Consider the following 14,436-nt stretch of genomic DNA (forward strand, 5'->3'; position numbering starts at 1 on the left):
CAGGCTGGGGAAGTCGTCGAGAATCCGGTCCGTAGTGGGCTACTGGAGGGCCTCCGCCGGGATCCGGTCGTGACGGTCGGCCACCGCCTGGGCATCCTCGGGAAGCAAGGCGACGAGCAAGACATCGACGTACTCCGAGAAATGATCGACGAGTTTCGACGTTCGCTCGGCGTCGATCGCTTCCAAGGAGTCGAGAAGGATGAACGGGACGTCCTCGTAGACTTCGTGGGTGAGATACCCAGCGAGGGCGAAGACGAGCCCGATCAGTTCGCGCTCGCTTTCGCTCAGATTGTCGATCGTCTCCTCGTACCCAACGCCGTCGGCCGACTCCCGAATAACGTGTAGGTTGAAACTGCTATCGGCAGCTGGGCTAGCCTGGGACGAGCGCTTCTCGATCCAGACACGAGTAATGTTATCGTACCCCAGGACGTCGAGTAGCTCGTCCATGTGCTGGTTGAACGTCTCGACGGCCCGCTGTTCGAGGCGATCGATACGGGCACGCTGCTCGGCGATCTGGTCGCGCAACTCCGACCGTTGTTCGTTCAGATCTGCCACAGCCGGTAACGCCTGGATCGACTCGATGTCGTCGGTAACGTCTTCGAGTTGCTGATTGAGTTGGCCCCGTTCGTACTGTAAGTCGCTGAGCCGTTCGTACATCTCCAGTAGATCGTCGTCCCGGAGTTGCTGTGTGTCTGCAACTTCGCGTTCGAGATCTGCGATGGTGTCGGCGAGTTCCGACTGTCGCGATTCGAGTGTGGACCGACGCTCACGCCGCTGGTTGAGTCGCTTGCGCAGCGACGAGCGCTCACGTTCGATCCGGTCTTGTTCGTCGAGCGTCGTTTCGATCGTCTCCCGTTCGTCTTCGAGCGTCTCGACGCGTGACGTCACGTCTGTCCGCTCGGCGCGCTTTTGTTCGATGACCGCTCGAAGCGAATCGAGCCGAACATCGACGTCGTTGCGAGTGACAGGACTCCCACACGTCCAACAGACCAAATCACGTTCGTCGTCCGGTGCCAGTTCGCTGGTCGGATCACTGTCGGTGGGTTCGATGCCAGGCAGTTCCAGTGACCCGTCGAGTAGGTCCTGGTTGAATTCGACGATCGTAAACAGTGCGTTGATCGTCTCTTCGAGCTGTCGACGCCGTTCACGCGCGACGGCGAGATCCTCTTTGACCTGCTCGAGATCCTCGTCAGTGTACTCGACGCCCTCGTCTGTGCCGGTGAGTTCCGCCAGTTCCCCTTCCAGTGACTCGATCTCGGCTTCGACGACCTCGATCTCGTTTTCGACGCGGTTGTGCTCTTGTCGGGCCTCGTCGAGTTCTTCGACGAGTGAATCGGCCTCGGCCGCCGTTTCGTGATCGGCCTCGTAGGCGTCGATCTCCGTCCGAAGCGTGGCGATCTCGTCGTCGATCGACTCGACGTCCGCCTGGAGGGATTGTCGCCGATCCTCCAGGGCCGGCAGTTCGTCTTTCCGCTCACCGACCCGATCGATCCGGTCGTCGAGTTGCCGTTTTTCCCGCTGTAAGGACTCGATGCGGCGTTCGATCTCGTCCGTGTCGATCGGACGCATGATGATCTCGCGGAGGTCCCCACCCCGTTCGACTGCTCGTCGCGCCGGATTGTTTTCGAGCAACGTGACGAACGTCTCGACCAGTGAACCGTCGGCAACGTACGGCTCCCCGTCTACGTGGACGTCTTCACCGTCTCGCCGGAAGGTCCGCTCGTACCGTTGGTCACCGATCTGAAGGGCCACCGACCCAGTGTCGGCATCTGTCTTGATCGAGCCAGCCGTCCCGCCAAGAGCACTGTCGACCGCCGAAAGGAACGACGTCCGGTTGGTCGCATTGCGACCGCGAAGAACAGTCACGCCGGGATCGATCGTCACGTCTGTCTGCTCGATCCCACCGACGTTCTCGACGGAGACAGTGATAGCATCGGCCGCCATATCCGTATCGGTAGCTGAGTGGACCATTGATCGGAAAGTTAGGAGACGTCCTATAAATTCCCATCGGTAGTGTGGGTAGATTCCACAGGCGACACTGGTCAGTGATTGACGTCGATCGACCGTAGGCTCCGATAGTATCATGTCCGCGGACCCGGTACGTACGGCCAATGTATGTGCTCTCGCTGACCGCTGAGGTGACTATCGATGGCTGAGTCTCCGTGCTCGTGTAAGGTCGGTCGCGTCGCCGAACGCTACGATCTCTCGGATCTGGATACCGACCTACAGAGTCGCCACGACGCAGGAACGAGTTTGCGTGCCTTAGCGACAGTCCTCAACAAGCGAATCCTCCGGACGGCACTCGAGCGGGCTGGCGGGGACACGTCGACGCTCGTCTCCAGCGACCGCGGTGTCGATGCGCTGTTTGACGTCCTCGATGGCAGCACGGAAGCGACGGACACAGAACGCGTCAGGGTCAAGACGAGACTGGAACAGGCCGGCGTCGACGTCGAAGCAGTCACCGACGACTGGGTATCCCACGCGACGATCAAGAGCCACCTCAACGAGTGTCTGTCCGTCGATACGAGCCGGGAGACGTCGATCACTGAATCGGACGCCATCGATACGATCGAGTGGACCAGAACACGCTCGGAGAACGTGATTGCAGAGACAATTGAGCGACTCCAGAACGCGGGACTGATCGCGGTTGGCGAGCCGACAACGAGCGTTAGGGCGCGGATTACCTGCGAAGACTGTGGTCGCTCCTACGCCGTTCGGGACCTACTAGACGCTGGAGGCTGTGCCTGTAGGGACGACGAATCACGTCCCCGAGAGTGAGTTGATCGTTCACTTCGGGCGAACAGCATATGTACCCGTGAGCCGTTGGGCAACGCATGACACGAGCGGACGACACAGGCGTCAAAACTGCCCGGACGAGTTTCGCGATCGTCGAGGCGATCGCCGAACTCGATGGCGCTGGAATCAGTGAACTGGCACGGCACCTCGATCGCTCGAAAGGCGGCATTCACAAGCACGTCCACACCCTCGCCGATCTCGGCTATCTGGTCGAGGACGACGGCACGTATCGGCTCGGTCTCGGCTTCTGGACGCTCGGGACCGACGTCCGGGATCGACTGATGCCGGAACAGGTTCGCTCGATCATCGACGACCTCGCAGCCTCGATCGGGCACGTCGTCACGCTCGTGATCTACGAGAGCGGCACTGCAGCAGTCGTCTATTCGAAGGCCCCCGCCACGGCCTCAGTACAGCCTTTTGGGGACGGTGACTCGCTCCCGTTGCACGCGACTGCCGGCGGGAAGGCGATTCTCGCGTACTTACCCGACTCGGAGTGTGACTCGGTACTTGAAGGCGATCTGGAAGCCTACACCGAGGCGACGCTGACCGATCCCCAAGCCCTCCGTGCAGCGCTTGGGGACGTGCGCCAGCAGCGACTCGCCCGTGACGATGGCGAATACGATCCGGCCGTCGAGTGTGTCGCGGCACCGATCGTCGACTCCGGGGGCTATCCCCGAGGGTCGGTCGTCGTCACGAGTGGCACCGAAGAACTCCTCGGCGGGACTCTCGAAGCGGACGCGAGCCTCATCGTCAGCGCCTCGAAGTCGCTCGAAAACACCATGACCGACTGAGTGCCGACACACTCGACCGGCCTGGATGCACACCACAGCGAGCAGCCACTGATCGCTGGCAGTGATCCGTCTGACCAAGGGCGGACACGACATCGACGCGCTGCTCGGCGAACTCACGTGGAGGTGGCGGCACTGATCGAGCAATCCGACCGCGGAGACGAAGACGCGAAAGGGTGAGACGAGTTCCAGGGACGGGATTTCGACCCCCCGAAATCAGTGGGTCGGTGGTCTTGGCAGACGGCTCGATCGAAGCGGTGATCGGTCACAACCGGCGCTGGTGACGTGCCACGAGATGTTTTACATCCATATGGACGTAAATAGTTGAATCAGCCCCGGCGATCGCGCCAGGCTGCATATGCATTTTTGGCCCAGTGAGATCAGACGAGATAGATCGGTTCCACAAAGCATACGTCAGGGGCGTAGACGACACCGAGTCGATGGGTGGGCTGTTCGCCGCGAACCACTGTTTGCAGTCAGCAAACGAAAAGAGAAAGACGAAGACGAGAGCCCTCTGTCCCTGGATATCCGTTCGAGGTCAGCGAACGGCTGGCGGATGATCCGACGAGGACCGAAACGAGAGACAATCTATCTGGACGAATGTGGGGCGATATCGACAGACAGGTGCTCGCTCGATCAGTTCACGTCCCGGAGTTCAGCCGCGGCTTCCTCGGCGAGTTTGTTGTTGATGTACGCCCCACCACCGCGTTCGCTGCCGGCGGGATACTTGAGCTTGTGTTCAGTGCGGTAGGGTGGGTAAAACTCCATGTGGAAGTGGGCGTACGCCGCGCCTTCGCCGGTCGTCGGCTGCTGGTGGGTCGCCATGATGTAGGGCATCTCGAAGCCGAACAGCGCGTCGTAGCTGACCTGCAGTTCTTTCAGCACGGCCCCGAGGTCCCGTTCGTGCTGATCTGTGAAGTCAGCCATCGACGGGACGTGCTCGTTGGCGTAGACGTGGACTTCGTAGGTCCAGCGGGCGTGAAACGGCACGACAGCGGTAAAGGAGTCGTTCTGAGCGACGATGCGTCGCCCGTCCTCGCGTTCGGAGGCGATGACGTCACAGAACAGACACCGGCCGGTCTCGTCGTGATGGTCGGCCGAGTTGTCCAGTTCCCGACGGACTTTCGGCGGGACGAACGGGTAGGCGTAGATCTGGCCGTGTGGATGATGGAGCGTCACGCCGACTTCCTCGCCCTTGTTCTCGAAGATGTAGACGTACTCGTGGTCCTCGACAGCCCCGAGAGTCTCGTAGCGATCACGCCAGAGCTGGACCAGATTGACGAACCGCTCGGTGGGTTCGGTGGACAGCTGGCCGTCGTGCTCGGCGGTAAACAGGACGACCTCACACTGGCCGTTTGCGGGCTCGACCGGCGCGAGATCGGTCCCCTCGACGGCGGGCTCGGGCGGGTCGGGCTGGAGGGACGGGAAGCCATTTTCGACGACAGCCATGTCGTACTCGGGCTCGGGGATGGCCGTCGGATACGCGGCGTCCTCGGCGGTCGGACAGAACGGACAGTAATTTTCCGGCGGTTTGAACGTCCGTTCCTGACGGTGAGTTGCAGTGATGACCCACTCCTGTAAGGTCGGATCCCAACGGCGTTCGGTCACGTCAATCGTCCTCCTCGGATTCGGTCCCGGCCGTGGCCGACTCTGACCGAGTGGTGCCCTCGTCGTCGAACTCGTAGAACACGACGTACCGGTCGTTGTGGTTCGTGGTCTTGTGACTGTCCATTGGAATACGACTCCAATCTCTGTGTGAACCATCATAATAGTACCGGACTGTTCGACGAAGACCACCACCGGTCCTGCCACCAGACCGGCGATGCGGTCGGTGCCTCGGCAGCCAACGCAAGTCGATGGGCTAGATCACGACACTGGCAGACCGCACCGGAACTGTTTTGAGAGCTACCGTGTCATTGTCTGCTATGGAATTGACCGATAAGCGGATCCTCGTCACTGGTGGTGCCGGGCTCATCGGGTCGGCGCTGGCCAGGCGACTCGTCACGGACAACGACGTCGTCGTCGTCGACGACCTCTCGAACGGGATCGAAGCATCAGTCCCGGATGACGCAACGTTCATCGAGGGCGATCTCACCAATGAAGGGGTCGTCGCCAAAGCGATCGACGAACAGACAGACATCGTCTTCCACCTCGCGGCCGATAAATACGTCAACGCCGCGCAACCGCGCGAACAGTTCGAGACGAACGGCGAAATGACCTACAACCTGCTCGAACGCATGGCGGCAGTCGGTGTCGAGCATATTGCCTTTACCTCCTCGTCGACGGTCTACGGGGAAGCCCCCCGCCCGACCCCAGAGGATTACGCCCCACTCGAACCCATCAGTGAGTACGGCGCGGCGAAGTTGTCCGAAGAATCACTGCTGTCGGTGTACGCCCACAGCCACGACTTCACGGTCTGGAACTTCCGGTTTGCCAACATCGTCGGCCCACGATACGGCGCTGGCGTCGTCCCCGATTTCATCTACAAGCTCTCGGAGGACCCCGAGACGCTCACGATCCGGGGCAACGGCCGCCAAGAGAAGTCTTACATGACCCTCACAGAGTGCATCGACGCGATGTGCTACGTCGTCGAACACGCCGATCAGCCGGTCAACACCTACAACCTGGGCACGCGGACGACCACGTCGGTCAACCGCATCGCGGACATCGTGGCCGACGAGATGGGCGTCGACCCCGACTACGAGTACACCGGCGGCGACCGCGGCTGGGATGGCGACGTTCCGAAGATGCGCCTCTCGATCGAGAAACTCGCCGCACTCGGCTGGGAACCCTCGACTGCCAGCGATCAAGCCATCCGAAACGGCGTCCAAGAGATCCTCGACGGGGCCGAGAACGAGCCGCATTTGAGTTGAACGGCGTCGATCCCACCGCTGGTCTCGACGACCCACGGCGTCTCTCCCCTACTCGACCTGCTCGAGTTGGACACCGGCCGAGGGCGTGACGAGATAGGTCGCCGGATCGAGGTCGGGAAACTGATCACGATAGGCGGCCGCCAAGGAGTCTGCGAACGCGTCCGCTTGCTCGTCGTCGACGAGCGCGATGGCCGCCCCGCCCCAACCGGCACCAGTCAGCCGCGCGCCGTAAGCCCCTTCCTCGAGGGCCTGTTCGACGACGTAATCGAGTTCCGCACAGCTGGCTTCGTAGTGCTCGGCGATATCGCGATGAGCGTCGACCAGTAGCTCGCCGAACTGTTCGAGATCGCCGTCTGACAGTGCCGCCTTGGCCTGTGTGACACGGTTGTTCTCCCGGACGACAAAGCCCAGACGGTCGCGTTCCAGGGCCGACAGTTCGTCGAGGTCGTCCTCGCTGACGGCCTTCGAGGACTCGACACCCAGCTTCGCCAGTGCGCGCTCGACGGTTTCGCGACGCTGATTGTACGCCGAGTCGACCAACTCCCGGGAGACACCGGTATGGAAGACGACGACTCGGATCCCCTCCGGCATAGGCACTGGCTCGTATTCGAGGGTCTCGGTGTCGATCATGAGGGCGTGATCGTCCTGGCCCAGCGCCACAGCGAACTGATCCATGATGCCACACGACATGCCGACGTGCTCGTTTTCGACACGCTGGCTCAGCACCGCCATCCGCTCCCGAGAGAGACCAAGGTCGTAGGCCTCGTTCAGAAAACCCATGACTGCCAGTTCGAGACTCGCAGAAGAACTCAATCCCGAGCCAAGCGGCAACGTGGCGCTGAGTTCGCCGGTGAACCCACCCGGTTCGTAGCCCTCCGCCTGGAGAATCGCATAGCAGCCTTTGACGTAATCGATCCAGTCGTCTTCGAGTTCGAGAGCATCTGTCTCGAACGTGTATGTCGTTTCGACGGCATCAGAAGCGACCTCGACTGCCGAACTCGGTGTCGCTTCGAGCTGTGTATGTAAGTCTGTCGCGAACGGCATCACGTAGCCGCCCGTGTAATCGGTATGCTCGCCGATCAAATTCACTCGTCCGGGTGACCGAACCCGGTAGGTTGGCTCGCTAGTCATGACGCTATCACTCTCGGAGATTCGGGCCAGTTGCAAAAGCCTGGCGGCGTCGTGGAGTGGGACCACGGACCAGGAAAACAGCCACTCGCTGCGATAGAAACATAAAGAAAGAATAATACCTGTAAATAGTATGATTACGACAGTAACTCCAACACTATACACGCGCTTGCTTGCATACAGCGCACTCACAACGCGCGAAACAGTACGAAATAGACAGCACTAACGTAGAACACAAATTACCCAAGATACGCAGATCTGAAATCAAAAGTGGGAGAGATTTTTGTACTTTGGGTCTTGCGAGACGTTATGTCCGCAGAGATGGTTGATTTCTTTGTACTTTTCGAATACGACGATATCACATAAATATTCGTATATTTCTAAATATTCGTAGGATTTTATACTATACAGACTCGCTCGTCCGTCGTGCTTCCACCCCAGTCCGTCCGGGGCCAGCGGCCGTGCGTAGGCTTTTGGTCGAAACGGACTGACGGATACCCAGATGCCCTCGCATAAGCTCCTGCTGGATGCGATGCTCGGCAAGCTCGGGACGTACTTGCGGATGTGTGGGTACGACGCGGCGTACGCGCTGGACCGTGGCATAGAGGCCGACGAGCGGCTCCGCAAGATCGCCCGCGAGGAGGATCGTCTCCTCCTCACACGCGACCGTGCCCTGGCCGCAAAGACCGAGCGGAGTCACCTCCTGGAATCGCGAGAGGTTACGGCCCAGCTCCGAGAGCTCGACGAGGCCGGATTCGATCTGACCCTCGCCGAATCGCCCACCCACTGCGGGCGCTGTAACGGCCCGCTTGTGGCACTCGACTCTGACACAGAGACACCGGCAGACGTCCCGGACCCGGCGATAGAAGGCGTCTGGCAGTGTAGATCCTGTGGCCAGCAGTTCTGGAAAGGCAGTCACTGGGACGACGTGGCAGCGACCCTGCGGGAGCTGTAGCGCGCCCAGACAAATGCGGAAGGCAGTAATAGCGCCTGCCCGAATCCTCGCCGATGACCCTCTCCGAGGACGCTATCCAGCGGCTGGCCGACGTTGTGGCCCTCCAGCCGACGAAAAATGCCGAACTACAGGATCGGTGGGATCTCGACAGCGGCAGCGAAGTCCACCGCGTGCTCGAAGACGAACTCGGTGACTACTACTACCGCGACGAGGATAGTCTCATCTGTGCGACGCCGGAGGCAGCCGATCTCGTCGCCGAAGAAGGATTGATCGAAGGCGGGAACGACGACCAGGTGCTGCACGTCCCCGAACTGCAAGCCGCGATCGTCGACGTCATTGCCGGCCCCGACGAGGACACCCAAAGTGTCGTCAGCGTCCTCCAATCCCTCCGGGCAGCCGGTCGCGATCCAGCAGTCGAGGACGTCCGGAAGGCTCTCCGGAATCTAACGGACAAAGGGATCCTCGAGCGCGTGCGCACCACGGTTCCGACGTTCCGACTCGCCGTCGAACGGGACGAACTCGTGGTCGACGTTCTCGAAGCGTAACGTTACTCCAGCCCGGGCCGGTGTCGACGGCGGCGACGGTCGAGCACCCGTTGGATCGCCGTCCCGGGACCGCCCGAAAGCGGCCAGTCTGCCGTGCGCCAAGCAGGCGGTTCCGGTTCGAACGCCGAGCAGGCACCGCGACACTCCGCGCTGGTCTGGGGGCGCTCTTTTGCCTGACAGACTGGGATCGGACCGGACTGGATCCAGTCGAGATCGAAGTACCGACAGTCCGGGCGCATCGTCTCGACGTAAGCCCGCCACCCGCGCTCGTAGGCCCGCTCGGCAATCTCGACGCGCTTTTGACCGTTCCAGTCCGGGTCGACGTACTCGAAGCGAGCGGCCGAGGCGTCCCGCTCGCCACCATCTGGTCGGTCGAGAATGCGCGTTCCCGGGCTCTGGGGGTCCAGCGAACGGGGGTGCCAGGCGACATCGGCATCACCAGCCACTGGATCGACAACCAAAACTCCGGCCTCGACCGGGAAATCTTCGAGGAGTGCTGGCTCGACTCGTTGGCCAGTCGCCGCTGTCCCGACCCACACTTCGTCGGCCAGCCCCATAGCCACGTCTCGCTGGAGTTGCGGAGCGAGATCGCGGGCCGCGCTGGCGTCCAGATCCGGTTTGTTCTCGATAGCGACGATGCGATCGACCCAATCCGGGTAGACCGCCTGGCGACGGATCTCGATGCGCCCCTCGCGCTTTCGTGTGTCCAGAATGTCGCGGTCGGCTGCCCGGTGGATCGCCTCCCGGACGTACCGCCAGGGATAGCCTGGGTCCGGGAGTGCCTCGCGGTAATACGTCCACTCGGCAGGGGCGTGTGGAACGACGTCAAGCAAATCCGAATCGAGGGCACGCTCGCCAAAGTGGGCGCGCTGGCGGAGGCCGTCCGGGTCGCACTCGATCACGATCGTGTCCCAGCGACGGCGCTTCGTGCCGAGTTGGCGGGCGACGAGTATCGGTCGCTTTCGGTCGGCCTCGGGCGGCCAGGCACGCTCGGCCCACTGACAGACCCGGAGTTCGAAGTCGAACTCAGCCCCGTAGCCCAGAGTCACGCTCGAAGAGACGACACTCGGTCTGGAAGGCGTTTCGATCCGCTACCTCCCGGCAGCCGATCGGCTCAGAACCCTTTCTCGTCCAGAAAGTCGTGTGCCACCTCGAAGATTTCCCGCGGTCCATCCTGGGTGATGGTGTTTTTGGCCTGTTCGTAATCACGCCACTGGTGGTCGTGATGCTCGGTCGATAGCTCTGCACTTGCTTCGAACGATTGGGCGACGAACAGGTGGACGGTTTTGTGGATCGTCTCACCGTTCGCCTCGAAGACGTAGTCGTAGTCTTTACGGAAGCCGTCGATGAGCCGGAAATCTTCGATTCCGGCTTCCTCTTTCACTTCGCGGATGGCCGTCTGCTGGAGTTCCTCCTCGCCCTCGACGCCCCCTTTGGGGAACTCCCAGTCCCCCGGTCGGCTCTTGAGCAGCAGGTACTCACGCTGGCCACGCGTATCGCGAAAGAGGATGGCTCCCGCGCTCGTGGCCTCGATCATTATCGAACGATAATTCAGCGGACCTTAAGAGGATATCGGAGCGCGGAACGGTCTGCCGTCGAATCGACGATCGCGTCCGATCGGGGATACAGCGTCGGGCTGGGCTCGGCAGGCGAACGACGAAAGCGTGGCTTTTTGAGTCTCGGCCGTCGATCCAGTGACGCTATGCCGTTCGTGACGAAGCTGACGGTCGAAAGCGGGGATCGGCACGTCCTCGAGGACGTGGTGACCGAAATCAAGGAGACGGCCGCCCGCAAGGGTGTCGAGCTGAAGGGGCCACACCCACAATCCCCCGAGGATATTTCGGTGCCACAGTCAAAACGCCTCAGCGCGGAGGGCGAGCGCTTCGATCCCTGGCGACACACCGTCTTTACCCGGACGATCGAGATTGTCGGCTACGAAACGTTCGCTCGGGACGTCTCCGGGTGGGAGTTTCCCGATCGCGTCCACGTCGAGGCCAGCATCGAGCAACGCCGTGGCACCGGTCGGTGAGGGGCCGCCAGATGGGTGAACCGCGGGGTGTTTAGGGACCCTACTCGTTTCCGTAGCTATGACTGACACCAGCGAACACCTCCGTGCGCTCCGTCGAGACCTGCATCGCCACCCCGAGCCGGCCTGGCGAGAATGTTACACGACCGCGCGTCTCTGTGAAGAGATCGAACGTATCGGCGTCGATGAGCTCTTTGTCGGCCCCCAAGCACTCGACGTCGATGCTCGTACCGGCGTGCCCGAAGCCGACGAACTGGCACGGTGGCGCGAGCGTGCACGCGAGGCCGGCGCCGACGACGCGACACTCCAGAAGTGCCAAGGCGGAACGACCGGCGCAATCGCCGTCCTCGAACGCGGGGCGGGGCCGACAGTCGCCCTCCGGGTCGATATCGACGCCCTCCCCCGGACTGAATCGACCGACCCGGGCCACCATCCCGTCGAGGCTGGTTTCCGACCGGACCACGACGACGCGATGCACGCCTGTGGCCACGATGCCCACGCAACGATCGGTGTCGGCGTCCTCGAAGCGATCGCCGACAGCGACTTCGAGGGAACGCTGAAAGTGATTTTCCAGCCCGCCGAAGAAGTCATCGGCGGTGGGCGTGCAGTTGCCCAGAGCGGTCATCTAGACGACGTTGACTACCTCCTTGCCATCCACATCGGCCTGGGGCACCCGACGGGCGAGATCGTCGCCGGTGTCGAGGGGATCCTCGCCGTCGCAAACTTCGACGCCACATTCACGGGCGAACCAGCCCACGCCGGCGGCCACCCAGACCGGGGTCGGAACGCGGTACAAGCGATGGCCACCGCCGTCCAGAACCTCTATGCGATCCCACGACACGGCGATAGCGCGACGCGAGTCAATGCCGGCGACGTCGGCGGGGGATCGGCCTCGAACGTCATCCCCGAGAACGCCTACATCCGTGGCGAAGTCCGCGGTGAGACGACCGACGGGAAAGCCTACATGCGTGAACACGCGGCGGACGTTCTCGAATCGGCCGCGGCGATGCACGACTGTGACGTGGACCTCGAATGGACTGGCGACGCACCGAGTGCCGACCCTGACGCGGCGATCCGCGACCTCGTGTTTGGGGCCGCCGGCGAGGTGCCGGGAGTCGAACACAGGCTTCAATCCGACGATCTCGGTGGGAGCGAGGACGCGACTTACCTCATGCGACGCGTCCAAGACCAGGGTGGGAAAGCGACGTTCGTCGGGATCGGGACCGACCACCCCAGCGGGCATCACACGGCGACGTTCGACATCGACGAGGCGTCGATCGGCATCGGTATCGACGTCCTGGGGCAGGCGATCGAGCAGATCGCCGAGCAGCGACCGTAAGACGGATCCCAAGGGTCCTCTTCGGTCCCTGGCCCTCGCTTGGAGTCAGTCTACGTACTGGAGACGACAGGATGCTCGACTGGCACGTCGGTGCAGGTATCGTGAGAAAAGTCCGTTGCGTCGCCGGCTGCAAGGGTCCGGCGCTCAGTACTTCGGATCCGCGCCTGTCGTCGCGTACACCCGGTCGAGAATAGCGTCGCGCTGCTCTGTCCACGCAGCGAACGCGTCGGGCGAGTCCGGATACGTTTCGTAGTGGTCGAGCAGGTCGTCGGCGTGTGCTTTCGTTCGATAGAGGTCGATGATCGTGCCCCAGTGACCGAAGCTCTTCAGGGCCGTCTTGAGCTTGAGCGACAGTGTGAGATCCGCAGAGCCGGAGTACAGGGCCTCGGAGAGCGCACTGACCGGGAGCCCGGCAAGCATGCCCGTGAGATCGTCGATGTCGTAGGCGGTCGTGAAGATGTTGTAGACGTCCAGAGCAGCGTACCGTGCCCCGAAGTGATCCATCACGCGCTCGTTGTACTCCCACAGCGCAGCTTCGCTGACGTCGCCGTCCGCGATCGCCTCGACGGCCTGTTCGGCGGCGTATTGGCCAGCGTAGGCAGCACCCGCGATACCCCCGCCAGTGGTGGGGTTGACGTGGCCAGCGGCGTCGCCCACGGCCATGAAGCCGGGCGCGACCGCCGAGTCGTAGGGCCGGCGAGTCGGGAGTGCCGCCCCGAGTTTGTCCTCGACGGTTGCGCCCTCGAATTCCTCGCGTTCCTGAAGGTCGCGTTTGAGCGCGTCGACGAGTTCCATGGGGTCCTCGTTCATCTGAAAGCCCAGGCCGGCGTTGATCTCGGTTTCGGTCCGCGGGAAATACCAGACGTAGCCGGCCGAGCGCTCGGTCGGCTTGAACACCAGCGCATCGTCCCACTCGACTGGCTCCTCGACCTCGACGATCTCACGGTAAGCTGAGCAAAACTGCGAATACGTGACGTTCGTATCGAAGGTCCCATCGTCCAGATCGGCCTCGTCCTGGAGAGTCGACAGCGCCCCGGCGGCGTCGATGACGACGTCGGCCTCGTAAGTCTTCGCGTCGCCGTCCTGGACGGCCTCCAGCCCCTCGACGGCTCCGTTCTGGAGGACATCCGTGACGACGGTATCGAAGTGGATGTCTACGCCTGCATCCTGGGCGCCATCGATGAGTCTGCGCCCGTACTCAAAGCGGTCGATGACGGCGAGGTCACCCGGAATCGGAATTTCGAGAACCGTGTCTTCGTCGGGGATCTCGAAGCGACCGTGATCGATGTCAGTGTTCGTAAACGCCGGTTCGATCTGTTCGCGCGGAATCGCCTCGGGGAACTGACTCGCGCCCTTCAGGGCGTCGCCACAGGCGATGTGCCCCGCTTCGTCTTCGGGCTTGCGTTCGAGTATCGCCACATCTAGTCCCGCGTTGGCGACCGTCGCCGCGGCATAACAGCCGGCCGTCCCGGCCCCAGCGACGACGACGTCGTACTCGGTAGTGGTCATGCCCCTCGCTCAGCACCGAGCGGGGTTAATTCTTTGCGCTTGCCCGCCGGTTGTGTCCGCTCGAACAGGTCACAACAGTGAATAAAGAGTTTTGTCGAGGTCATCCCAACGAGTGGGCATGACAGAGTATACCGTCGAATTCGTGGGGACGGGCGAGACTATTCAGGTTGCAGACACGGACACGATCTTGAGCCAGTGTCTCGAAGACGGCATCGCCCAGGAGTATTCGTGCCGGGTCGGGATGTGTCTTGCCTGTACCGCCGAGATCGTCGAAGGCGAAGTCACCCAGCCGGCGGCACGCGGTCTGACCGAGGAAGAAAAAGAATCCTACGCGTTGACCTGCATGGCGCGGCCGGAGTCGGATCTGAAACTCGACCGCGGGAAGTATCCGCCGAGTATCGAGGCCAAGGCGGCGGCCGCGAGTGATCCGGGCCAAGACGCAGCGGCCGACGATTGAGAGGGCCTCGACCCACTGCG

The 14,436-nt window shown here is 62.1% G+C and carries 15 protein-coding genes; 8 read left to right on the forward strand and 7 right to left on the reverse strand.

All coding sequences use genetic code 11. From position 1 onward, the window contains the following. Nucleotides 1-39: 39 nt before the first annotated feature. The gene (locus Hrd1104_RS07950; protein WP_195837560.1) at nucleotides 40-1,971 is read right to left on the reverse strand and encodes an archaea-specific SMC-related protein; all 1,932 of its coding nucleotides are present in this window, start codon (nucleotides 1,969-1,971) and stop codon (nucleotides 40-42) included. A gap of 177 nt (nucleotides 1,972-2,148) precedes the next feature. Here Hrd1104_RS07950 and rdfA point away from each other — a divergent pair, with 177 nt between their 5' ends. Together rdfA and Hrd1104_RS07960 are read left to right on the forward strand one after the other, a co-directional pair. Beyond that, nucleotides 2,149-2,778 carry a rod-determining factor RdfA gene (rdfA, locus tag Hrd1104_RS07955; protein WP_154552255.1) on the forward strand — a complete coding sequence of 210 codons (630 nt, stop codon included), beginning with the start codon at nucleotides 2,149-2,151 and terminating at the stop codon, nucleotides 2,776-2,778. Nucleotides 2,779-2,834: 56 nt separating this feature from the next. After that, complete coding sequence (locus tag Hrd1104_RS07960) at nucleotides 2,835-3,587, forward strand: IclR family transcriptional regulator (RefSeq protein ID WP_154552256.1); 753 nt, start codon at nucleotides 2,835-2,837, stop codon at nucleotides 3,585-3,587. Between the two features lie 633 nt (nucleotides 3,588-4,220). On the opposite strand, the gene galT is transcribed toward Hrd1104_RS07960, so the two are convergent. Further along, nucleotides 4,221-5,192, reverse strand: coding sequence for a galactose-1-phosphate uridylyltransferase (gene galT, locus Hrd1104_RS07965; protein ID WP_154552257.1), 972 nt, complete (start codon nucleotides 5,190-5,192; stop codon nucleotides 4,221-4,223). A 1-nt stretch (nucleotide 5,193) separates the two neighbouring features. Further along, nucleotides 5,194-5,316, reverse strand: coding sequence for a hypothetical protein (locus Hrd1104_RS13450; RefSeq protein WP_255470246.1), 123 nt, complete (start codon nucleotides 5,314-5,316; stop codon nucleotides 5,194-5,196). Between the two features lie 193 nt (nucleotides 5,317-5,509). Here Hrd1104_RS13450 and Hrd1104_RS07970 point away from each other — a divergent pair, with 193 nt between their 5' ends. After that, complete coding sequence (locus tag Hrd1104_RS07970; RefSeq protein WP_154552258.1) at nucleotides 5,510-6,457, forward strand: NAD-dependent epimerase/dehydratase family protein; 948 nt, start codon at nucleotides 5,510-5,512, stop codon at nucleotides 6,455-6,457. A gap of 48 nt (nucleotides 6,458-6,505) precedes the next feature. Here Hrd1104_RS07970 and Hrd1104_RS07975 read toward each other — a convergent pair whose 3' ends face one another. Then, nucleotides 6,506-7,588 (reverse strand): galactokinase, encoded by a 1,083-nt coding sequence (locus Hrd1104_RS07975; RefSeq protein WP_154552259.1) that lies wholly within the window; start codon nucleotides 7,586-7,588, stop codon nucleotides 6,506-6,508. Between the two features lie 499 nt (nucleotides 7,589-8,087). On the opposite strand from Hrd1104_RS07975, the gene Hrd1104_RS07980 reads away from it, so the two are divergent. Together Hrd1104_RS07980 and Hrd1104_RS07985 are read left to right on the forward strand one after the other, a co-directional pair. Then, nucleotides 8,088-8,540, forward strand: coding sequence for a Mut7-C RNAse domain-containing protein (locus tag Hrd1104_RS07980; RefSeq protein ID WP_154552260.1), 453 nt, complete (start codon nucleotides 8,088-8,090; stop codon nucleotides 8,538-8,540). 53 nt (nucleotides 8,541-8,593) lie between these two features. Then, the gene (locus Hrd1104_RS07985; RefSeq protein WP_154552261.1) at nucleotides 8,594-9,085 is read left to right on the forward strand and encodes a DUF5797 family protein; all 492 of its coding nucleotides are present in this window, start codon (nucleotides 8,594-8,596) and stop codon (nucleotides 9,083-9,085) included. Nucleotides 9,086-9,087: 2 nt separating this feature from the next. On the opposite strand, the gene Hrd1104_RS07990 is transcribed toward Hrd1104_RS07985, so the two are convergent. After that, on the reverse strand, nucleotides 9,088-10,134 hold the full coding sequence (locus tag Hrd1104_RS07990; protein WP_154552262.1) for a DUF5787 family protein: 1,047 nt from the start codon (nucleotides 10,132-10,134) through the stop codon (nucleotides 9,088-9,090). Nucleotides 10,135-10,199: 65 nt separating this feature from the next. Next, nucleotides 10,200-10,622, reverse strand: coding sequence for a bis(5'-nucleosyl)-tetraphosphatase (locus Hrd1104_RS07995; protein WP_154552263.1), 423 nt, complete (start codon nucleotides 10,620-10,622; stop codon nucleotides 10,200-10,202). Between the two features lie 165 nt (nucleotides 10,623-10,787). On the opposite strand from Hrd1104_RS07995, the gene Hrd1104_RS08000 reads away from it, so the two are divergent. Then, nucleotides 10,788-11,114 carry an uS10/mL48 family ribosomal protein gene (locus tag Hrd1104_RS08000; RefSeq protein ID WP_154552264.1) on the forward strand — a complete coding sequence of 109 codons (327 nt, stop codon included), beginning with the start codon at nucleotides 10,788-10,790 and terminating at the stop codon, nucleotides 11,112-11,114. A gap of 58 nt (nucleotides 11,115-11,172) precedes the next feature. Further along, complete coding sequence (locus tag Hrd1104_RS08005; RefSeq protein ID WP_154552265.1) at nucleotides 11,173-12,450, forward strand: amidohydrolase; 1,278 nt, start codon at nucleotides 11,173-11,175, stop codon at nucleotides 12,448-12,450. 144 nt (nucleotides 12,451-12,594) lie between these two features. Here Hrd1104_RS08005 and Hrd1104_RS08010 read toward each other — a convergent pair whose 3' ends face one another. Next, complete coding sequence (locus tag Hrd1104_RS08010; protein WP_154552266.1) at nucleotides 12,595-13,959, reverse strand: geranylgeranyl reductase family protein; 1,365 nt, start codon at nucleotides 13,957-13,959, stop codon at nucleotides 12,595-12,597. 118 nt (nucleotides 13,960-14,077) lie between these two features. Between Hrd1104_RS08010 and Hrd1104_RS08015 the strand changes: the two genes are divergently transcribed. Beyond that, entirely contained in the window at nucleotides 14,078-14,416 is a 339-nt protein-coding gene (locus Hrd1104_RS08015; RefSeq protein WP_154552267.1) for a 2Fe-2S iron-sulfur cluster binding domain-containing protein, read from the forward strand. The last annotated feature ends 20 nt before the right edge of the window (nucleotides 14,417-14,436 follow it).

Source organism: Halorhabdus sp. CBA1104 (genome assembly GCF_009690625.1).
Taxonomy (GTDB): domain Archaea; phylum Halobacteriota; class Halobacteria; order Halobacteriales; family Haloarculaceae; genus Halorhabdus.